At 62.5% G+C, this 19742-nt stretch carries 18 protein-coding genes; 14 read left to right on the plus strand and 4 right to left on the minus strand.

The window, feature by feature from the left end; genetic code table 11:
• Nucleotides 1-9: 9 nt before the first annotated feature.
• Entirely contained in the window at nucleotides 10-744 is a 735-nt protein-coding gene (locus PMI20_RS15635) for an ABC transporter permease subunit (protein ID WP_007925681.1), read from the minus strand.
• Nucleotides 741-1664 carry an ABC transporter ATP-binding protein gene (locus PMI20_RS15640; protein ID WP_007925682.1) on the minus strand — a complete coding sequence of 308 codons (924 nt, stop codon included), beginning with the start codon at nucleotides 1662-1664 and terminating at the stop codon, nucleotides 741-743. Before PMI20_RS15640 ends, PMI20_RS15635 begins: the two co-directional genes overlap by 4 nt.
• Before the next feature lie 336 nt (nucleotides 1665-2000).
• Between PMI20_RS15640 and PMI20_RS15645 the strand changes: the two genes are divergently transcribed.
• Nucleotides 2001-3044: a hypothetical protein gene (locus PMI20_RS15645; RefSeq protein WP_157173158.1), complete on the plus strand. Its 1044-nt coding sequence runs from the start codon at nucleotides 2001-2003 to the stop codon at nucleotides 3042-3044.
• A 63-nt stretch (nucleotides 3045-3107) separates the two neighbouring features.
• Here PMI20_RS15645 and PMI20_RS15650 read toward each other — a convergent pair whose 3' ends face one another.
• Nucleotides 3108-3890 carry a substrate-binding periplasmic protein gene (locus PMI20_RS15650; protein WP_007925685.1) on the minus strand — a complete coding sequence of 261 codons (783 nt, stop codon included), beginning with the start codon at nucleotides 3888-3890 and terminating at the stop codon, nucleotides 3108-3110.
• 779 nt (nucleotides 3891-4669) lie between these two features.
• On the opposite strand from PMI20_RS15650, the gene arnB reads away from it, so the two are divergent.
• The 12 genes from arnB (at nucleotide 4670) to PMI20_RS15710 (ending at nucleotide 17955) form a co-directional block, all read left to right on the plus strand.
• Nucleotides 4670-5809 carry a UDP-4-amino-4-deoxy-L-arabinose aminotransferase gene (gene arnB, locus PMI20_RS15655; RefSeq protein WP_007925687.1) on the plus strand — a complete coding sequence of 380 codons (1140 nt, stop codon included), beginning with the start codon at nucleotides 4670-4672 and terminating at the stop codon, nucleotides 5807-5809.
• Nucleotides 5810-5813: 4 nt separating this feature from the next.
• Nucleotides 5814-6833 (plus strand): undecaprenyl-phosphate 4-deoxy-4-formamido-L-arabinose transferase, encoded by a 1020-nt coding sequence (gene arnC, locus PMI20_RS15660; RefSeq protein ID WP_007925693.1) that lies wholly within the window; start codon nucleotides 5814-5816, stop codon nucleotides 6831-6833.
• Nucleotides 6830-8836, plus strand: coding sequence for a bifunctional UDP-4-amino-4-deoxy-L-arabinose formyltransferase/UDP-glucuronic acid oxidase ArnA (gene arnA / locus PMI20_RS15665; protein WP_007925696.1), 2007 nt, complete (start codon nucleotides 6830-6832; stop codon nucleotides 8834-8836). Before arnC ends, arnA begins: the two co-directional genes overlap by 4 nt.
• Nucleotides 8836-9720: a 4-deoxy-4-formamido-L-arabinose-phosphoundecaprenol deformylase gene (arnD, locus tag PMI20_RS15670; RefSeq protein WP_007925697.1), complete on the plus strand. Its 885-nt coding sequence runs from the start codon at nucleotides 8836-8838 to the stop codon at nucleotides 9718-9720. The genes arnA and arnD overlap by 1 nt, the downstream gene beginning before the upstream one ends.
• On the plus strand, nucleotides 9717-11363 hold the full coding sequence (gene arnT / locus PMI20_RS15675; protein ID WP_007925699.1) for a lipid IV(A) 4-amino-4-deoxy-L-arabinosyltransferase: 1647 nt from the start codon (nucleotides 9717-9719) through the stop codon (nucleotides 11361-11363). The genes arnD and arnT overlap by 4 nt, the downstream gene beginning before the upstream one ends.
• The gene (gene arnE, locus PMI20_RS15680; protein WP_007925700.1) at nucleotides 11360-11704 is read left to right on the plus strand and encodes a 4-amino-4-deoxy-L-arabinose-phosphoundecaprenol flippase subunit ArnE; all 345 of its coding nucleotides are present in this window, start codon (nucleotides 11360-11362) and stop codon (nucleotides 11702-11704) included. The genes arnT and arnE overlap by 4 nt, the downstream gene beginning before the upstream one ends.
• Nucleotides 11701-12114 carry a 4-amino-4-deoxy-L-arabinose-phosphoundecaprenol flippase subunit ArnF gene (gene arnF / locus PMI20_RS15685; protein WP_007925701.1) on the plus strand — a complete coding sequence of 138 codons (414 nt, stop codon included), beginning with the start codon at nucleotides 11701-11703 and terminating at the stop codon, nucleotides 12112-12114. Before arnE ends, arnF begins: the two co-directional genes overlap by 4 nt.
• Nucleotides 12111-13484 (plus strand): UDP-glucose dehydrogenase family protein, encoded by a 1374-nt coding sequence (locus tag PMI20_RS15690; protein WP_007925702.1) that lies wholly within the window; start codon nucleotides 12111-12113, stop codon nucleotides 13482-13484. Before arnF ends, PMI20_RS15690 begins: the two co-directional genes overlap by 4 nt.
• The gene (locus PMI20_RS15695; protein ID WP_502945108.1) at nucleotides 13485-15101 is read left to right on the plus strand and encodes an ArnT family glycosyltransferase; all 1617 of its coding nucleotides are present in this window, start codon (nucleotides 13485-13487) and stop codon (nucleotides 15099-15101) included. It begins immediately after the preceding gene.
• Between the two features lie 42 nt (nucleotides 15102-15143).
• On the plus strand, nucleotides 15144-15677 hold the full coding sequence (locus PMI20_RS15700) for a GNAT family N-acetyltransferase (RefSeq protein WP_007925707.1): 534 nt from the start codon (nucleotides 15144-15146) through the stop codon (nucleotides 15675-15677).
• A gap of 228 nt (nucleotides 15678-15905) precedes the next feature.
• A complete protein-coding gene (locus tag PMI20_RS15705; RefSeq protein ID WP_037034630.1) occupies nucleotides 15906-17090 on the plus strand; it encodes an MFS transporter in 1185 nt (394 codons plus the stop codon).
• Nucleotides 17091-17247: 157 nt separating this feature from the next.
• Nucleotides 17248-17955 (plus strand): HPP family protein, encoded by a 708-nt coding sequence (locus PMI20_RS15710; RefSeq protein ID WP_007925711.1) that lies wholly within the window; start codon nucleotides 17248-17250, stop codon nucleotides 17953-17955.
• A 169-nt stretch (nucleotides 17956-18124) separates the two neighbouring features.
• Here the strand turns inward: PMI20_RS15710 and PMI20_RS15715 are convergent, their stop codons facing one another.
• Nucleotides 18125-18988, minus strand: coding sequence for a LysR family transcriptional regulator (locus PMI20_RS15715; RefSeq protein WP_007925718.1), 864 nt, complete (start codon nucleotides 18986-18988; stop codon nucleotides 18125-18127).
• A gap of 317 nt (nucleotides 18989-19305) precedes the next feature.
• Here PMI20_RS15715 and PMI20_RS15720 point away from each other — a divergent pair, with 317 nt between their 5' ends.
• Nucleotides 19306-19719, plus strand: a complete 414-nt coding sequence (locus tag PMI20_RS15720; protein ID WP_007925720.1) for a GtrA family protein — start codon at nucleotides 19306-19308, stop codon at nucleotides 19717-19719.
• Nucleotides 19720-19742: the final 23 nt, after the last annotated feature.

Genomic DNA, 19742 nt, shown 5'->3' on the forward strand with positions numbered 1-19742 from the left:
GAATCGTCCTCACTCGGCTTTCTTCAGGTTGACCGTCACCACCGTGGCCATCAGCCAGGCGACGATCACGCTGAGGAAATACAGCGGATCGCGCAGATCGATCAGTCCTTTGCTGATCGCGCCGAAATGCGTCAGCAGGCTCAGCGAGGCCAGCAAGTCCAACAGCCATTGCGGTGCCCACGGGTTGAGTGCATCCAGCACCAGGGAGAAACCGCAGGCAACGAACAGGAAACACACCATGAAGGCGAGGATCAGGGCGATCACCTGGCTCTTGGCCATGGCCGACATGCAGGAGCCGATCGCCAGGTAGGTGCCGGCGAGCAACCAACTGCCCAGATAGCCGGTCAGTATCACGCCGTTGTCCGGGTTCCCCAGGTAATTCACGGTGAGCACCATGGGCAGGGTCAGCAACAGGGTGATGCCGGCGACAACCCAGGCGGCGAGGAACTTGCCGACCACCGCTTCGAAACAGCTCACCGGCAGGGTCATCAGCAATTCGATGCTGCCGGACTTGCGCTCCTCCGACCACAGGCGCATGGCCAGGGCCGGCAGCAGGAACAGATAGAGCCAGGGATGGACGTCGAAGAACGGCGCCAGGTCCGCCTGGTTGCGCTCGTAGAAACTGCCCAGGTAGAAGGTGAAGACGCCCGAGAGCACCAGGAAGATCTCGATGAACACGAAGGCCAGCGGCGTGGCGAAATAACTGCCCAGCTCACGTTTGAAAATTACCGGTAACTGTCTCATGCCGACTCTCCCCGGGTCAGGGTCTGGAAGACCTCGTCAAGACGGCCCTGCTCCAGTTCCAGGCGCTTCATCTTCCAGCCACGCGCGGTCACCAGCGCGTTGACCTGAGGGAAAATCACCTCACCGGGCCGCGCCAGCAGCGTCAGGCTGCCCTCGGCGGGGTTCTCCTCGACGCCCGCCACGCCCGGCAAGACCACCAGGGCCAGCAGGTCCAGCGGCTCGTCGGCCTGCAAGGTCACCGCCTGGCGATAGCGCGAACTGCGCTCCAGCTCATACGGCGTGCTGTCGGCCAGCAAGCGGCCATTGCTGATGATCAGGGCACGGTTACAGACGGCCGAGACTTCTTCGAGGATGTGGGTCGAGATGATCACGATCTTGTCCTGGCCCAAGTCCTGGATCAGTTGGCGAACCAGTTGCTTCTGGTTCGGGTCGAGGCCGTCGGTGGGTTCGTCGAGAATCAGCACCCGCGGATCGTGGAGGATCGCCTGGCCCAGGCCGACCCGGCGGGTGAAGCCCTTGGACAAGGTTTCGATGGTCTGCCGGCGGACGTCACCGAGCTCCAGCAGGTCGATCACCCGGTCCACCCGTTCACGCTTCTGCGCACCGCGATAGCCGCGAACACTGGCAATGAACTCAAGAAAGCCCTGTACCGCCATGTCGCTGTAGCTGGGCGCGCCTTCCGGCAGGTAGCCCATCTGCTGCTGGGCATGACGGGTCTGGGTGCGGATGTCGAACCCCAGGATGCTCGCGGTGCCGGAGGTCGGCGCCAGAAAGCCGGTGAGCATTTTCATCGTGGTGGATTTGCCTGCACCGTTTGGCCCAAGAATCCCCAGAACTTCTCCCGGGCCGATATGACAGGACAGATCGTCGACCGCGACCTGCCCGGAAAAAGACTTGGTTAGTTTGGATATTTCGATCATGGCTTCCAGGTTCAGCAAGAGAAGTCTGAGGTGAACAGCTAAAAGCCATTCATATTCAGCAGGGGGTTGAGATTGGATAGTTGCAACAGGATCAACAGCTGTGTTGTGCCGGAATGGGCGCAATACAATACACGCTGGTATTTTTAATGAGGGTATAAATCCATATGAATAAGACTATTCAATAGAATTATAAGATTTATCCTATGCAATCGGAGTATTGCTCTTAACGCCAGCTGACATTATTTCCTAGTATCCTAGCGCTCATGTTTTTTACTTGAGTTTACTGGGTGACATATGCTCTTACGCACTATCTTCATTGAAAACAAAGAGCAGCAAATGCTGACAGCGGCTTTGCTCTGCAGTTTTTCTGTTCCAGAAGCAGGTCGAAACTTTCTCGCCTATAGCCTGAACGAAAGCCTTGATGACGATAATCTGCGCGTCTATATCGCCTTGTTGTTCAACGAAGGGGGCAATTACTGCCTGGGCGCCCTGGACTCGGACGAGGACGGGCAGCTGGCGATTCGCGTGTTCAGCCAGATCCTGCGCGAGGCAGCCACCGGCGAACACCGTGAAAGCGATGTGCCCTACCATCTGCTGGACCTGAACAAACAACAGTTACCCCCTGCCGCCGCCGCGGACCATCGCCTGTTGAGCACCAAGAAAGAGTGGATCGCCAAGCTGCTGAGCTTTCAGAATTCGGCTCAATTCGGCCCGGCGGCCGAGCATTTGCCCACAGCCATCGATGACCAGCAACTCGACGCTGCCCTGGCGCAGCTCGACGAACAGGCAAACGACAGCGCCGAGCAAGAACACCACGAATCCACCGCGGCTGCGGGCAGCTGCGCAACGCAAAGCCCCCAGCCAGATGCGCCCGAAGCCGAAATTCGCTACTCCGATGCCGGCCCCCTGCCAATACCGGACGAACAGCAGTCCCCGGTCGAACCCCTGGATGAAGCCTGGCCTTTCCCGGGCACCGACCCCGAGCACTTCCTGCAGGATGTCGAGGCGAGCCTGATGGAGTTTTCCAGCATCGCCAATCGGCTCAAGCAACAGAAACTGCAAAGCCAGGCGCAACAGCAGACCCTGGACTCCAGAGAGTCCCAACTGCAGGAGAAAGAGCGCGCGTTCGAACAGAAGGAAGAGCAGTTACAGCAACTGCAACGGCAACTTGATGAAGATCGGCAATCCGACAGCACGGTACGGGCGCAACAAGAAGCGCGTCAGTGCGAACTGGATAAACGCGAAGAAGCATTGCAGCAAAAAACCAGGGAGCTGGCGGAGCAATTCAAGAAACTCAACCATGCCAAGGACAACTTCAACAACACCCTTAGAAGCCTCAACGAGGTCATTCGGCTCAACGAGGATGCGCTGTCCGAATAAACTTTTCTTGCTCGCCGGACAGACTCTAATTACTACCTGGGTCGGTAAACCTGAAGCGGCTAATTATAAATTGCCAGACTTTATCAAAGGGGCGTTATTCAGATAGCGGTCTTTGACTTTCTCGATATAACCATCACGGCGCATGGCCTCTATGGCCTTCGCAACATGGGTCACGACCTCGGCGTCGCACACTTTGGAACAGGCGAGGTAAAGCTCATGACTCACCATGGGGGGGCTCATCAACAGCGGCCGGCTGGAGACGTGCTTCCAGATATACCGACTTTCCTGAACCCCGTTGAACCAGGCATCGACCCTGCCCTTCAACAACAATTGCGCGGGGTTCTCGCCGATCTTGATCGCATAGATCTGCTCCGGGGCGAAGCCTTTGCTACGCAGGATTTCTTCCTGGGCACTGCCCAGCCCCACGGCGATGGCCTTGAAACGCCGCCGGGCCTCTTCGAAGCTCGTCACTTTATGCTCGAGGCTGAAAAACGCCCGATCCATCGGCATGATCGGGGCAATCCAGGTGTAGCGATCTTCCCGCTCGGGTGTGCGGCTGAGCGGCGCGATCAGGACGTTGTCCTTTTCGAGGGCGTATTTCTGCGCCCGCGCCCACGGCAGGGTTCTGGGCTCGCTGGCATATCCACTGTTGTTCAGCGCCCGCAGAACAATGTCGCCGACTATGCCGTGACGATCGCCCTGATTGACCATGGTCAGGGGTGGCGCGTCCGGGATCAGAAACTCGAGGGCTTCGTGCGCCTCGAGCACAGGAACCGTTCCCGGGAATAGCGGCAGTAACAACAGGCTGCAAAGAAAAACGCCTTTGGCGGGTGTTCTGTCAATCACACAACGAGCCTCTTGTTGGCTTCTATTCGTTATTGAATGCCGGTGGTTATTCAGCGGTGAATGAGAGCCGTGTTATTGCCAGCGCCTTCCCTCTCCCGGATTCCGCCGACAATAACGCCGGTTTTTTCCACATTGTTTGACTTCAGGCAAACGATCGAGCGCCGCTACAAGCCCGACGGAGTATACGACGGGAACGCCACGGTCCTATCAAAGGTCGTATCGGTCGCCATGGTCGAGCGCCCCGAAGGTGTCAAGGCAGCAAGATAGAGCGTCCACGGATCGGTGGCGTGCAAACGGATGCTCCTTGGTTCAGGTGGTGCTTGAAAAACAGTGGTATCTGCAAAGGCAAAAAACCTCTCTCGGTCAAGCGACTTTCATCCATGTTATCCGCGAAAAAAAACACCTTGGGGATGCTGTAACAGGGGGATTCCCGATCAACTAGTGGCGAAGTCTGAACACTGGCTGTCTAGGTGAAAGATAAACGCTCTGTTGGCCTTTTTTTCATGTTCGTTTCACATTTTTCCGCTTAACCTGAATCCATTCATAGACGCAGGGAATCAGTCAGGTCATCTAATTGAAACAAAAGCTAACACACTGATCTGGCTTTACTTTTACCCTGCATGGTCTTTACTGCAATCAGGCATGGACGACCACACCGACCTCACTTATGGACGCGCTTCAATGACCGAACCAAAAACGCCTTTTTTGAATAGTCCCAGCTGTGGCACAGGCGCTTTTTCTCCTTTCGATTGCTGAAATCCTTTTCCCCCGAGGTCTCAATGAACCAGGCTTTCCTTCCTTTCTCGCGCCCGAGTATTGGCGATGAAGAGATCGCTGCGGTCGAGCAGGTTCTACGCTCTGGCTGGATCACCACCGGACCGAAAAACCAGGAGCTCGAGCAGCAATTCGCCGCGCGGGTCGGCTGCCAGCACGCGGTGGCGCTGTCATCGGCCACCGGCGGCATGCACATTACCCTGCTGGCGCTGGGCGTCGGCCCGGGCGATGAGGTGATCACCCCCTCGCAGACCTGGGTTTCCACAGCCAACATGATCTGCCTGCTGGGCGCGACGCCGGTCTTCGTCGATGTCGATCCGCACACCCTGATGACCGATGCCGCCACGATTGAAGCGGCGATCACACCGCGGACCAAAGCGATCATCCCGGTGCATTACGCCGGTGCCGCCTTCGACCTCGATCCGCTGTACGCCCTGGCCGACAAACACGGCATCGCGGTGATCGAAGACGCCGCCCACGCCGCTGGCACCACCTATCGCGGTCGGCCCGTCGGCGCCCGGGGCACGGCGATCTTTTCCTTCCATGCGATCAAGAACATGACCTGCGCCGAAGGCGCGATGTTCGTCAGCGACGACGAGGCCCTGGCCAACCGGGTGCGCATGCTCAAGTTCCATGGCCTGGGCGTCGATGCCTATGACCGCCTGACCCACGGGCGCAAGCCCCAGGCCGAGGTGATCGAGCCCGGCTTCAAATACAACCTGGCGGATATCAATGCCGCCATCGCCCTGGTGCAGTTGCAGCGCCTGGACGCAATCAATCGCCAGCGCGAGATCCTGGCCAATGCCTATCTGGAGCAACTGCGCGACCTGCCGGTGCAACCGCTGCACCTGCCGCAGTATCCGCAGCAACATGCCTGGCACCTGTTCATCCTGCGCATCGACGCCGAGCGTTGCGGCATTGATCGCGACGGCTTCATGAAGGCCCTGCAAGAGCAAAATATCGGCAGCGGCATCCACTTCGTCGCCACTCACCTGCACAGCTATTACCGCCAGCGCTTCCCGGATGTGCATTTACCCAACACCGAATGGAACTCGGCACGCCTGTGCTCGATTCCGCTGTTCCCCGACATGACCCTCGACGATGTCGAGCGGGTCGTCGGCGCCATCAAAACCTGTCTGGACTGAAACCTTGAAACCTTATCCAATCCAGTTCGTGTCGATCGTCATTCCGGTCTACAACGAAGAAGAAAGCCTGCCCGAACTGCTGCGGCGCACTGAAGCGGCCTGCCGCCAGCTCAAGCACGATTTCGAGATCGTCCTGGTGGACGATGGCAGCCGCGACGAATCGGCACAGATCCTCGAGGAAGCGGCCGGCCGCGAAGGCAGCCCGGTGGTGGCGGTGATCCTCAATCGCAACTACGGCCAGCACGCAGCGATCATGGCTGGTTTCGAGCAGTGCCGTGGCGACGTGGTCATCACCCTGGACGCCGACCTGCAGAACCCGCCGGAAGAAATCCCGCGCCTGGTGGCCCAGGCCGAGCTGGGCTACGACGTGGTCGGCACGGTGCGCAACAACCGCCAGGACTCCGCCTGGCGCCGCTGGCCGTCGAAGCTGATCAACCTCGCCGTGCAGCGCTCCACCGGCGTGGCCATGAACGACTATGGCTGCATGCTGCGCGCCTACCGCCGCAGCGTGGTCGACGCCATGCTCGCCTGCCGCGAACGCAGCACCTTCATCCCGATCCTGGCCAACAGCTTCGCCCGCCACACCACCGAGGTGCTGGTGAACCACGCCGAGCGTGAACACGGCGACTCCAAGTACAGCCCGATGCGCCTGATCAACCTGATGTTCGACCTGATCACCTGCATGACCACCACGCCGCTGCGCCTGTTGAGCATCATCGGTTTCAGCATGGCCGGCCTCGGCGTGCTGTTCGCCCTGATGCTGATCTTCCTGCGCCTGGTGTTCGGTTCCGAATGGGCCGGCGACGGTATGTTCGTGCTGTTCGCCATCCTGTTCGTGTTCACCGGTGGCCAGTTCATCGGCATGGGCCTGTTGGGCGAATACCTGGGCCGCATGTACAGCGATGTACGCGCCCGCCCACGCTTCTTCATTGAAAAAGTTCTGCGCAGCCAGCCTGCCGCCCCTGCTCCCGCTGTCACCGTCGACGGTCTAACTTCCACTCTCTCCGATCAGGTTTCGCCATGAGTCATAAAGCTGTTGTCTTCGCCTACCACGATATCGGCTGCGCGGGCATCGAAGCCCTGCTCAACGCGGGTTATGAAATCGGCGCGGTCTTCACCCATGCCGACGACCCCAAGGAAAACACCTTCTACGGCTCCGTGGCCCAACTGTGCTCGCTCAAGGGCATCCCGGTGCATGCCCCGGACGACGCCAACCACCCGCTGTGGGTCGAGCGCATCGCCAAACTCAACCCCGACTACATCTTCTCCTTCTACTATCGCAACCTGCTGAGCGAAGCGCTGTTGGCCACCGTCAGCAAGGGCGCCTTCAACCTGCACGGTTCACTGCTGCCGAGCTACCGTGGCCGCGCGCCGGCCAACTGGGTGCTGGTCAATGGCGAAAGCGAAACCGGCGTGACCCTGCACCGCATGGTCAAGCGCCCAGATGCCGGGGCGATCGTTGCCCAGCAGCGGGTGGCCATCGAGCGCAGCGATACCACCCTGAGCCTGCACGGCAAGCTGCGCGATGCCGCCGCCAGCCTGCTGCGCGACACCCTGCCCGCCCTGGCGCAAGGCAAGGTCAGCGAAACCGCCCAGGACGAATCCAAGGCCAGCTACTTCGGTCGCCGTACCGCGGCGGATGGCAAGCTGCTGTGGAGCCAGCCGGCCGAGCAACTGTTCAACCTGGTGCGGGCCGTGACCAAGCCTTACCCGGGCGCGTTCTGCGCCGTGGGCGAGCACAAGCTGATCGTCTGGAGCGCCGAGGTCATCAAGGGCAACGAAGGCCAGGCCCCGGGGCGGGTGATCAGCGTCGACCCGCTGCGCATCGCCTGCGGCCAAGACTCGCTGCTGATCAACGCCGGCCAGCGCAACGACAACGGCCTGTACCTCAGCGGCCCGCAACTGGCCAACGAGCTGGGCCTGGTGGATGGCTCGCTGCTGCGCGGCGCCGAATCCGGTCGTGCCCCGCGGCGCACCCGGGTGCTGATCCTCGGCGTCAACGGTTTCATCGGCAATCACCTGTCCGAGCGCCTGCTGCGTGACGACAAGTACGAGGTCTACGGCCTGGATATCGGCTGCGACGCCATCGAGCGCCTGCGCAACCATCCGCATTTCCACTTCGTCGAAGGCGACATCAGCATTCACTCCGAGTGGATCGAGTACCACATCAAGAAGTGCGACGTGGTCCTGCCGCTGGTGGCCATCGCCACCCCGATCGAATACACCCGCAACCCGCTGCGTGTGTTCGAACTGGACTTCGAAGAGAACCTCAAGCTGGTCCGCTACTGCGTCAAATACAACAAGCGCGTGATCTTCCCGTCGACCTCCGAGGTCTACGGCATGTGCCAGGACCGGAACTTCGATGAAGACAGCTCCAACCTGATCGTCGGCCCGATCAACAAGCAACGCTGGATCTACTCAGTGTCCAAGCAACTGCTGGACCGGGTGATCTGGGCCTACGGCAGCAAGGGCCTGAACTTCACCCTGTTCCGTCCGTTCAACTGGATGGGCCCGCGCCTGGACCGCCTGGATTCGGCGCGCATCGGCAGCTCCCGGGCCATCACCCAGCTGATCCTCAACCTGGTGGAAGGCACGCCGATCCGCCTGTTCGACGGCGGCGAGCAGAAGCGCTGCTTCACCGACATCGCCGACGGCATCGAGGCCCTGGCGCGTATCGTCGACAACGAGAATGACGCGTGCAACGGCCAGATCATCAACATCGGCAACCCGGACAACGAAGCCAGCATCCGCCAGTTGGGCGAAGAGCTGCTGCGTCAGTTCGAGGCCCATCCGCTGCGTGGCAACTTCCCGCCGTTCGCCGGTTTCCGCGAGGTCGAGAGCAAGTCCTTCTACGGTGCCGGTTACCAGGACGTGGAACACCGCAAGCCGAGCATCGCCAACGCCAAGCGCCTGCTGAACTGGGAGCCGACCGTCGAGATGAAGGAAACCATCGGCAACACGCTGGACTTCTTCCTGCGCGAAGCCATGCTCGAAATCGCGGAGCACTCTAAAGAAGAAGCATGTTGATGCAGGCAGGTCTGCGAATCGATGTCGACACCTATCGCGGTACCCGTGAGGGGGTGCCGCGGTTGCTGGAACTGCTCGACGAGGCCGGGATCAAGGCCACCTTCTTCTTCAGCGTCGGCCCGGACAACATGGGGCGCCACCTGTGGCGCCTGATCCGCCCGCAGTTTTTGTGGAAGATGCTGCGCTCCAACGCCGCCGGTCTTTATGGCTGGGACATCCTGCTGGCCGGCACCGCCTGGCCGGGCAAGCCGATCGGTCGCGACCTCGGGCACCTGATGCGCCAGGCCCGGGAGGCCGGCCATGAAGTCGGCCTGCACGCCTGGGATCACCACGGCTGGCAGGCCAATGCCGGGCGCTGGAACCAGGCGCAGCTGATCGAGCAGATCCGCCAGGGCGTCGACACCCTCAATGACATTCTCGGCCAGCGCGTCGACTGCTCGGCCGCCGCTGGCTGGCGCGCCGACGAGCGTGTGATCGAGGCCAAGCAGGGTTTCGGCTTTCGCTACAACAGCGATTGCCGCGGCACGTCGATCTTCCAGCCCCGGCTGGCGGATGGCGGCCTGGGCGCCCCGCAGATTCCGGTCGACCTGCCGACCTTCGACGAAGTGGTCGGGCCCGCCGTCGCGGCCCACGACTTCAACACATTCATCCTGGACCGGTTCAGCCCCGACAGGCTCAACGTCTACACCATTCACGCCGAGGTCGAAGGGATTCTGATGGCCAACGATTTTCGTCAACTGCTGGCGCAAGCCCGCCAGCGCGACATTCATTTCACTACCCTGGGCAACCTGTTGCCCGCCTCCTTGCAGAGCCTGCCCCAAGGGCAGGTCATTCGTGGCGCCCTCGAGGGTCGCGAAGGCTGGCTGGGGGTGCAAGGCGCATGACCAGACGCTGGGCCCTGCCTCTTCTATTGATTGCCTTCGGCCTGTTCTACCTGCTGCCGATGGCCACCCACGGTTTGTGGATTCCCGATGAAACCCGCTATGCGCAGATCAGCCAGGAAATGCTTCTGACCGGCCACTGGGCATCGCCGCATTTCATGGGCATCCGTTATTTCGAGAAGCCGGCCGCCGGCTACTGGATGATCGCCCTCAGCCAGGCGCTGTTCGGCCAGAACCTGTTCGGCGTGCGGGTCGCTTCGGCCCTGAGCATGGGCCTGAGCGTACTGCTGGTCTATTTGATGGCCAGGCGGCTGTGGAACGACCCGCGCAAGAGCCTGGTCTGCGCCCTGCTGTACATGAGTTTCTGCGTGGTGGTCGGCGCCGGCGGTTATGCCAACCTCGACCCGCAGTTCACCTTCTGGGTCAACCTGAGCCTGGTGGCCCTGTGGTTCGCCCTGGACAACCAGACACTGCGCGGCCGCCTGCTGGCCTGGGCCGGCCTGGGTTTCGCCTGTGGCATGGGCTTCATGACCAAGGGATTCCTCGCCTGGCTGCTGCCGGTGCTGATCGCCCTGCCCTATATGTTCTGGCAAAAACGCCTGCGCGAACTGTTCATCTACGGCGGCGTCGCGGTGCTGGTGGCGATTGTCGTGAGCCTGTCGTGGGCCCTGGCGGTACATGCCCAGGAAGCGGATTACTGGCGGTTCTTCTTCTGGCATGAACACATCCGCCGCTTTGCCGGTGACGATGCCCAGCACGCCTCGCCATGGTGGTACTACCTACCGTTGCTGGTGGCGTTCAGCATGCCCTGGGTCCTGGTGCTGCCCGGTGCCTTGAAGCAGGCCTGGCAGACCCGGCGCCAGGCGAGCATCGGTTTCCTGCTGCTGTGGCTGATCCTGCCGCTGGCGTTCTTCAGCCTGAGCAAGGGCAAGCTGCCGGCCTATATCCTGCCGTGCCTGCTGCCCCTGGCGCTGTTGATGGGCAATAGCCTGAGCGACCGGCTGCACGCCGGGCAAACCCGGCTCATCCGCCTCAACGCTGTGCTCAACCTGGTGCTGGGCCTGTTGCTGCTGTTGGCGCTGGTGTACTTCCAACTGAAGAAGCCGCTGTACAGCAACGAGCCCGGGCATCTGGTGCTGGTGTTCCTGGCCCTGCTTGGCTGGAACATGAGCAACCTGCTGCCGGCCTTCCGCCCGTTGCAACTGTGGGCCGCGCCGGCGCTCGGCAGCTGGCTGTTCATCGCCCTGCTGCCGGCCGGCCTGCCGAACTCGGTGGTCTACAACAAGATGCCGGATCAATTCATCATCGATCACGCCGAGGAACTCGCGAAGAGCCACACCCTGGTGAGCAACGACCTGGGCGCCGCCTCGGCCCTGGCCTGGCGCCTGAAGCGCCCGGATATCGCCTTGTACAACACGACAGGCGAAGTGAAATATGGCCTGGCCTATCCTGACACCCAGCATCGCTATATCGACCTGCGCAAGGTCGGCGAATGGATGCCCGAGGCCCGCAAGCAAGGCCAGGTGGGCGTGGTGATGCGGGTCAATGGCGACGAGCACTACGAAATCGATCTGTTGCCGCAGGATTTCAAACGTTATGACCAGGGCAATCTCGTGATCCTGATCTTCCCTCAGAGCCAGCCATGAGCCTGTTGCTGCTGCTCGCCGCCTGCCTGCTGACCTGCCTGGGCCAGATCGCGCAGAAGTTCGCCGTGGAAAGCTGGCGTGGCCAGCCCTCCGGCGCACTCGCCAAACTGCACTCGCCCTGGCTGTGGCTGGCACTGGCCAGCCTCGGCCTGGGCTTGCTGGTGTGGTTGCTGGTGCTGCAGCGGGTCGAGGTTGGCATCGCCTACCCGATGCTGAGCCTGAACTTCGTGCTGATCACCCTGATCGCCCGCTTCGTCTTCCATGAAGCCATCGACCGCCGCCACTGGCTGGGCGTCGCGCTGGTACTGGCAGGCGTGCTGCTGTTGAGTCGCCACGCATGAGCCGGGCTCTGGGCTTCACCTTCGCCATGGGCAGCGTGCTGCTGGTCAGCGCCGCGCAACTGGGCATGCGCTGGAGCATGACCCGCCTGCCGGTACCCGTGGACTGGCTGGCGGCGCTGTCCGGCGGCCAGGTCGACCTGCTGGCGCTGGGCGTGGTGCTGGCGGCGATCCTCGCCTATGTCCTGTCGATGCTCTGCTGGCTGCTGGCCCTGCGCGACCTGCCACTGGGCCGGGCCTATTCCCTGCTCAGCGTCAGCTACGCCCTGGTCTACCTGCTGGCCGCCAGCCTGCCACTGTTCAACGAACCGTTCAGTCTCTCGAAAACCCTGGGGGTGGCGCTGGTCATCCTCGGCGTCATTACCATCAACTCACGACCTGCTCCCGCGACAAGTCCCAGGAATACCCCATGAAAATCAGCGTATTTGGAAGTGGTTACGTCGGCCTCGTACAGGCCGCCGTGCTGGCCGAAGTCGGCCACGATGTCATCTGCATGGACATTGACGAACACAAGGTCCAGCAGCTGCAACAGGGGCACGTCAGTATCTTCGAGCCCGGGCTGTCGAGCCTGGTGCGCGACAATCTGGAAAGCCGGCGCCTGAGTTTCACCAGCGACGAAAAGCTCGCGGTGCAACATGGCCAGGTGCTGTTTATCGCGGTCGGCACGCCGTCCAGCGAGGACGGCTCGGCCGACCTGCGCTACGTGCTGTCGGTGGGCGACGCCGTGGCCCGGCATCGTGAACAGCCGGTGATCCTGGTGGAGAAATCCACGGTGCCGGTAGGCACTGGCGACACCTTGAAAGCGCACATCGAAAAGGCCCTGGACGGGCGCGCCCTGCAATTCGATATCGTCTCCAACCCGGAATTCCTCAAGGAAGGCTCGGCGGTGTCCGACTGCCGCCGACCGGACCGGATCATCGTCGGCTGCGAGCGCGAAGAAGTCCGCGACGTGATGCGCGACCTGTACGCACCGTTCAACCGCAACCATGACCGCATCATGTTCATGGACCTGCGCAGCGCCGAGCTGACCAAGTACGCCGCCAACTGCATGCTGGCGACCAAGATCAGCTTCATCAACCAGATCGCCGAGCTGGCCGAACACCTGGGGGCCGACATCGAGTCGGTGCGCCTGGGGATCGGTGCCGACTCGCGCATCGGCTATCACTTCATCTATCCGGGCTGCGGTTATGGCGGCTCGTGTTTCCCCAAGGACATGCGCGCGCTGATCCACAGCGCCGAGCAGGCCCATTGCTCCAGCGACCTTTTGCAAGCGGTGGAAGCCATCAACGAACGGCAGAAACACAAGCTGTTCGAGCGCATCAACGCCTTCTACAAGGGCGACCTGAAAGGCAAGACCTTCGCCCTCTGGGGCCTGGCCTTCAAGCCCAACACCGACGACATGCGCGATGCCCCCAGCCGGGTGCTACTGGAATCGCTGTGGGCCGCCGGCGCCAATGTGCGCGCCTTCGACCCGGAAGCCATGCAGGAAACCCAGCGCCTGTACCCCGACGAACCGAAGCTGATGCTGATGGGCACCCCGGAATCGGTGCTCAACGACGCCGACGCGTTGATCATCTGCACCGAGTGGCAGCAGTTCAAGGCGCCGGACTTCCAGCTGCTGCAACAGCGCCTCAAGGCCCCGGTGATCTTCGACGGGCGCAATCTGTACGACGCCGAGCGCCTGGCTCGCAATGGCTTCACCTACTTCCCGATCGGCCGCGGCGAGTCGCGCCAGCTGCCGATTCCTCATCGGCAATGGGCCGGCATACCGGTTGAAGCCTGAGTGATCCCGCGCGCCGTCCCCGCCCAGACACTGCACAGGCAAGCGTTGGGGCTGGGGCTGCTGGCCCTGCTGCTGTTCTGTGCCGGGGTCTACCAGCAGGCGGTGACCGGTTTCGACTCCAGGTTCGTCCTGTTCGCCAAGGAAATGCTGCGCCATGGGCCGGGGTTCTTCCCCACCACCTATGGCCAGCCCTATGCCGACTACAGCAGCGCCTCGACGCTGCTGATCTATCTGTTCTCGCTGCCGTTCGGCCGGGTCGTCAGCCTGAGCGCCTGGCTGCCCACGGCCCTGGCTTCGGCGACCATAGTCAGCCTGATCTATCGACTGCTGGCGCCCTGTTCCCGAACCTGGGCCCTGCTCAGTGTCGCCCTGCTCCTGCTCAGCAATACCTTTATCTGCGAAACCCGCGCCGTGTCCCTGGACCAGATACTCGCCGCCCTGGCGTTGGCGGTGTTCTACCTGGGGTATGCCCACGATCACTTCGCCGCGCCGCGCCGCCTGTGGCTGATCTTCGCGTTGCTGGTCGCAGGGTTCGCCATTCGCGGGCCGATCGGCCTGGTGATTCCCTGCGGCATGCTGTGCAGCTATTACCTGCTCGAAGGCCAGTGGCGACGCATGCTGGTCTTCGGTGGCAGCGCCCTGCTGTTGTTGCTGGCATGCGTGGCGCTGTTGCTGTGGCTGGCCCGGCTGAGTGGCGGCCCAACCTTCATGCAGGAGGTGATCCGCATGCAGTTCACCGGGCGCATGGATGGCAGCGAAGGCAGCAGCGGCCCGTTCTATTACTTCAGCAGCTCCCTGGGCAACTATGCCCTGGCCTACCCGCTGGCGATCCTGACCTGGCTGGCGGTGTGGCTCGGTCCCCGCGAACGGCAGGCCCCCGCGCGCAGGTTGTTGGTGCTGTGCAGCGCCGCGGCCCTGCTGGTGTTGATCGGTCTGTCGATTCCCCAGGCGAAAAAAGCCCGCTACCTGCTGCCGATGTTGCCCATGCTGGCGATCGTCGCAGCTTATCCCTTCCACGACGTCCAGGGCCGCGGCCTGGCCTGGTTGCGCCGGGGTATCCAGGGCCTGTGGCTGCTGACACCCGGATTGCTGATAGCCGCGTTGCTGGTGGCGCAACGGCGCTTCGCCGAACCCTTGGCCGGCTTGAGTCCTCTGCTGGTGCTGCTCGGCCTGTTGCAACTGGCGGCGCTGGGCCTGTTGCGCATCCCGCGCTGGCGGATTGGCGGCCTGGCCCTGGGCGCCGTACTGGCCGTCTGGAGCGCCTATATCCTTGGGTTCGAGCCGCTGGCCCGGCAGCTCTACGACACCCGCACCTTCACCCTGGCCGCCTGGAAGCTGATCGAGCAAGACCCGGCCCCAGTGGTACTGCATCATATGGGCAAGGACGCCAAGGCCATCAAGTTCATGGTCCACCTCGACCAGGACCTGCAGCCGCTGTTCACCGAGCGCGCCGAAGCCCTTGCAGCCATACCAGGCCCGGCCTGGGTGATCATGGATCAAAGCGACCTGGCGACGCTCAAGGCCACGCCGTTGGCGCGACTGACCCCGGTGCTCGGCGGGCGTTTCGACAAGAACGACTACGTCATGCTGCACCTGCCCGCCACCACGCCCCCCTGAACGGTTGATCGGTCGCGCCCTGGCTCCTTACACTCGCGCCCCATGACTCTGCAAATCCGCCTGGCCACAGAGGCCGATGCCCCCCTGCTCCCCGCCATCGAACGCAGCGCCGCCGCGCTGTTTCGCCGCGACCCCGAACTGGCCTGGCTGGCCGACGCCGAGGTGTCCGACGCCGCGCAGCACCGCGCACATATCCGCCAGCAGCGGGTGTGGGTGGCGGTGCTCGACCAAAAGGTGTGCGCCTTCCTCGACGCCGAAGCCTGCGCTGACGCGCTGCATATCTGGGAGATCTCGGTCGCCAGCGCCGCCCAAGGACGCGGCATCGGCCGTCGCCTGCTGCAGACGGTGGGCGAACAGGCGCGCCAGCAGGGGTTTACCGCCCTGACCCTGAGCACCTTTCGCCAGTTGCCGTGGAATGAACCCTTCTACCAGCGCTGCGGTTTCGTCACCCTGGACGCCGAGCAATTGGGGCCGCGCCTGCGGCAGGTGCTGGCCGAGGAAGCTCGCCATGGCCTGCCGGCGGCCCGGCGCTGCGCCATGCGCCTGATACTGCCTGCCCACCCCATGCAACTGTAGGAGCGAAGCTTGCTCGCGATGACGGCCTGACAGGCCACATCGCCGCCGTTGAATGTGCCGGCCTTATCGCGAGCAAGCTTCGCTCCTACGGAAGATGGGTGCGGTATTTGAGATGGGGTGCGGGCCTGTCTTGAAGTGCTCGCGCAACTGTCAGAGGATGGCAAGCCTGGGGCTGCAGGATCGCTAGGGATTGTCGCCCACTCAGACAACAAGGACTCGTGCACCACCGTGGCCACTTACTCGCTGGTTATCCGCCGCCTGATGATCTGCTCGCTGACCATTGTCGTCAGTCGCGCCATCACCAGTCCCCTGCTCACCCTGTTCCTCAGCGAAAAACTCAGCCTCGACCAGCAGGACGTCGGCCTGCTGCTGGGGGTCGCGGTGTTCATCGCCACGCTGCTCGCGCTGTATGGCGGCTACATCCTCGATCGCCTGGACAAGCGCCGGCTGCTGATCCTGAGCATGCTCTCCAGCGGCATCGGCTTTGTACTGCTGACCTTCGCCCACAACCTCTACCTGACCACCGCGATCCTGGTGATCACCGAAACCGCCTCGGCGCTGTTCCTGATCGGCTCCAAGGCGATCATCAGCGAAAACCTGCCGGTGAGTCAGCGGGCCAGAGTGTTCTCCCTGCGCTACACCCTGACCAATATCGGCTACGCCACCGGCCCCATGCTCGGCGTGGTGATCGCCGGGCAGCTGCCGCTGGCGCCGTTCCTGATCGCTGGCGCTATCGCCTTTCTCAGCACCCTGCTGATGCGCGGCATTCCAGCCACGACGGGCCTGCCCTCGCTGAGCAAACCGCAGAGTTTCCTCGACACCCTGGTGACCCTGAAAAACGACCGCACGCTGATCATGTTCACCTGCGGCTGCCTGCTCAGCACCATCGTCCACGGGCGTTTCACCCTGTACCTGTCGCAGTACCTGCTGGTCACCGAAGACGCGAAAAGCGCCCTCGACACCATGGCCGCCCTGCTGGCCTGCAACGCCATCAGCGTGATCCTGCTGCAGTACCAGATCGGCCGTTTCCTCAAGCGCGAACAGCTGCGCTACTGGATCGCCGTCGGCACCAGCCTGTTCATCCTCGGCCTGATCGGCTTCAGCCTGGCCGACAGCCTGCTGGGCTGGTGCCTGGCGATGTTCGTCTTCACCCTTGGCGAGATGATCATCTACCCGGCGGAATTCCTGTTCATCGACACCCTGGCCCCCGAGGCCCTGCGCGGCAGCTATTACGGCGCGCAGAACCTCGCGGCCCTGGGCGGCGCCTTGAGCCCGGTGATCTGCGGCTACCTGCTGGTGCATACCCCGGCACCGACCATGTTCTATGCCCTGAGCAGCTTGACCGCCTTGGGCGGCCTGCTGTGTTTCATGAGCGGACGGCGGGTGGCCCAGGCCGCCACAGTACAAAAATAATGCACTTAAACAGCATTATTATGAATTTGTAGGCGCTTGGTTTGATCGGCACACTGTGCCGGTTCCTCCCCCCAACTGTTGGAACGTTTCAGGGCTTTCTGGTGCTCCAGACAAGCCCTTCTTTTTGCCCGCAAAACCGGAATTGGATCGCTTCGTCATGCTCGCTCGCTGGAAACCCGCCGCCATCAATACCCGCCCCTCGGAATGGAGCCGCGCCGCGATCGGCATGGCCTTGGGCACGCTGTTCAGTGTCTGGTTGTGCGGCCGGGTGTTCGGCATGGAGGTGGCGCTGCACCTGATCGGTCCGCTGGGGGCCTCGGCGGTGCTGCTGTTCGCGGTGTCGTCGGGGGCGCTGGCGCAACCCTGGTCGATCCTCGGCGGCTACCTGTGCGCCGCGGTCCTGGCGTTGCTGGTGGCCCATGTGCTCGGGCGCACCCTGGGCAGCGCCTGCCTGGCCGCCGGCATGTCCCTGGTGCTGATGTGCTGGCTGCGCTGCCTGCATCCGCCGGCCGGCGCCGTGGCCCTGACGATGGTGCTGGCCGACCCGGCCACCATCGCCCTCGACTGGCAGGCCCTGGGCCCGGTGATGCTGGCGGCCCTGTGCCTGTTGCTCAGCGCCCTGGCCTACAACAACCTGACCCGCATCCGCTACCCCAAGGGCCAGAGCGAACCCGCGACCCAACTGCCCGCCGACCATCCGCCGAGCGATACCCAGGCCATCACCGCCGCCGACCTCAAGCTGGCGCTGGATGAAATGCAGGAGTTCTTCGACGTCACCCCGCAAGATCTGGAGCAACTGATCCACGCCAGTGAGGCCCATGCGCGCCGGCGCAGTATTGGCGAGGTGTTGGCGCCGCGGGTGTGATCGGGTTATCCGGACAGATCGCGAACCCAGGTTTTGCGGCAACTGCGTTGTCGATCGCAGCCTCGCGGGCTCGGCAGCGGCTACACAGACTCCGCGATCCCTGTAGCCGCTGCCGCAGGCTGCGCTCGACCGCGAAGCGGTCGTAAATCCAGGCGCCGCGTTTTACGACTCAGATCATCGGATCCCAACGCTGCGACCAGTCGGTGTCGCTGGCGATGACTTCGCGCAGCACCTCGAAGGCCTGCTGCAGCTGCGCCGAATCCCGTTCGCGGGCGTACAGCAGGTAGGTCGGAAAGTTGAATTCCGGGGCCTTTTCCACCCGTTCCAGCACGCCGCTGTCCAGGTAGCTTTGCACCACCCGGGTGCGGAAGTAGCCGCTGCCACCGCCTTCGAGAATGAACTGCAAGGCCAGCGGCCCGAGGTTGAAACCCACCGCGGCCTTGGCCTGGTCCGGCAGCGCCGCGTCGTGCTGGCGGCGGAAATCCTCGCCCCAGTCGATGTACACATAAGGCTCGGGTTTGCCGGCCAGGCGCACCAGGATCAGCTTTTCCTCCAGTAACTGCTCGACCTGCAACCCCGGCCCGTACACCGGCTGGAACACCAGCGCGGCATCCAGCACACCGAGCTCCAGCTGGCGTTGCAGGCTCGCGCCCTCGGCGATCTGGCTGCGCACCGCGTGGCTGGGAATCGCCTGGCGCAAGCGCCTTACCCAGTTGAGCATCAGCGGGTTGCACAGGCTGACTTCACCGCCGATGTGCAGCACGTTGCGATAACCGGCCAGCAGCGGCAGGTCGCGCTGGGCGGCTTCCCAGGTTTGCACCAGCTGGTTGGCGTAGACGATGAACGCCTCGCCGTCGGCCGTCAGCCGGGCCCCGGCGCGGTTGCGCACGAACAGCTTGCAGTTGAGCTGGCCTTCGAGGTTCTGCACCCGGGCGCTGATCGCGGTCTGGGTCAGGTGCAGGCGTTCGGCCGCGGCGATCAGGCTGCCGCTGCGGACGATTTGCAAAAAGGTGCGGGCCAGGTCGATGTCCATGTTGCCTCTGGGTCACGAAAGTCGAGCGCCATTGTAACGAGCCTCGGCCATCGAACCAGGTTTTCAACTCTTGCCCGGGACTGACCATGACAAGCTGACAGCTGGATAACAGCCACGACATGTTGCAGTAAGCTTAGTTGTTTCCAACTCCGGCAACACCGCGACTTTACTGACGCCGTACAAATAATGTCTTATTTGTCAGGTTACTTCGTGAAATATCTTCCCCGACCCGACAAACAATATTTTCACAAAAACCCCACTTAACCTCGACACAACTCCTCGAAGAATTAACGGGCTCGCCATTCTGGGAATTGTCGATGTCGCAATCATTAAAAACCTCCTTCAATCATTATCTGCAGCAACTTTCCCGATATGCCCTGGTCGGCGTTCTCGCCACCTTGAGTCACTACGCGTTGTTCCTGGCCCTGCTCGCGTGCATGCCGGCGCTGCTGGCGAGCCTGCTGGGGGCCGGCCTGGGCACCTGGGTCAGCTACCAGGGCAACCGGCGCTGGACCTTCTCCCGGGCGGACCGCCAGGCCAGGGCGGATCAGGCCCTGCGGTTCTGCCTGACGGCCGCTGGCTACAACCTCGGCAATGCCTTGCTGATGCTGTTTTTGCTGCGCTTCGAACCTGACTCGCCACTGCTGATGCAAGTGCTCAGCACCCTCTGCCTGACCCTGGTCAGTTACTGGATAAACCGAACCTGGACTTTTAAAAATGAAGTTGCCTAGTTGCGTTCAACCAGACACGCACG

It is taken from the genome of Pseudomonas sp. GM17, from assembly GCF_000282175.2.
Lineage (GTDB): Bacteria > Pseudomonadota > Gammaproteobacteria > Pseudomonadales > Pseudomonadaceae > Aquipseudomonas > Aquipseudomonas chlororaphis.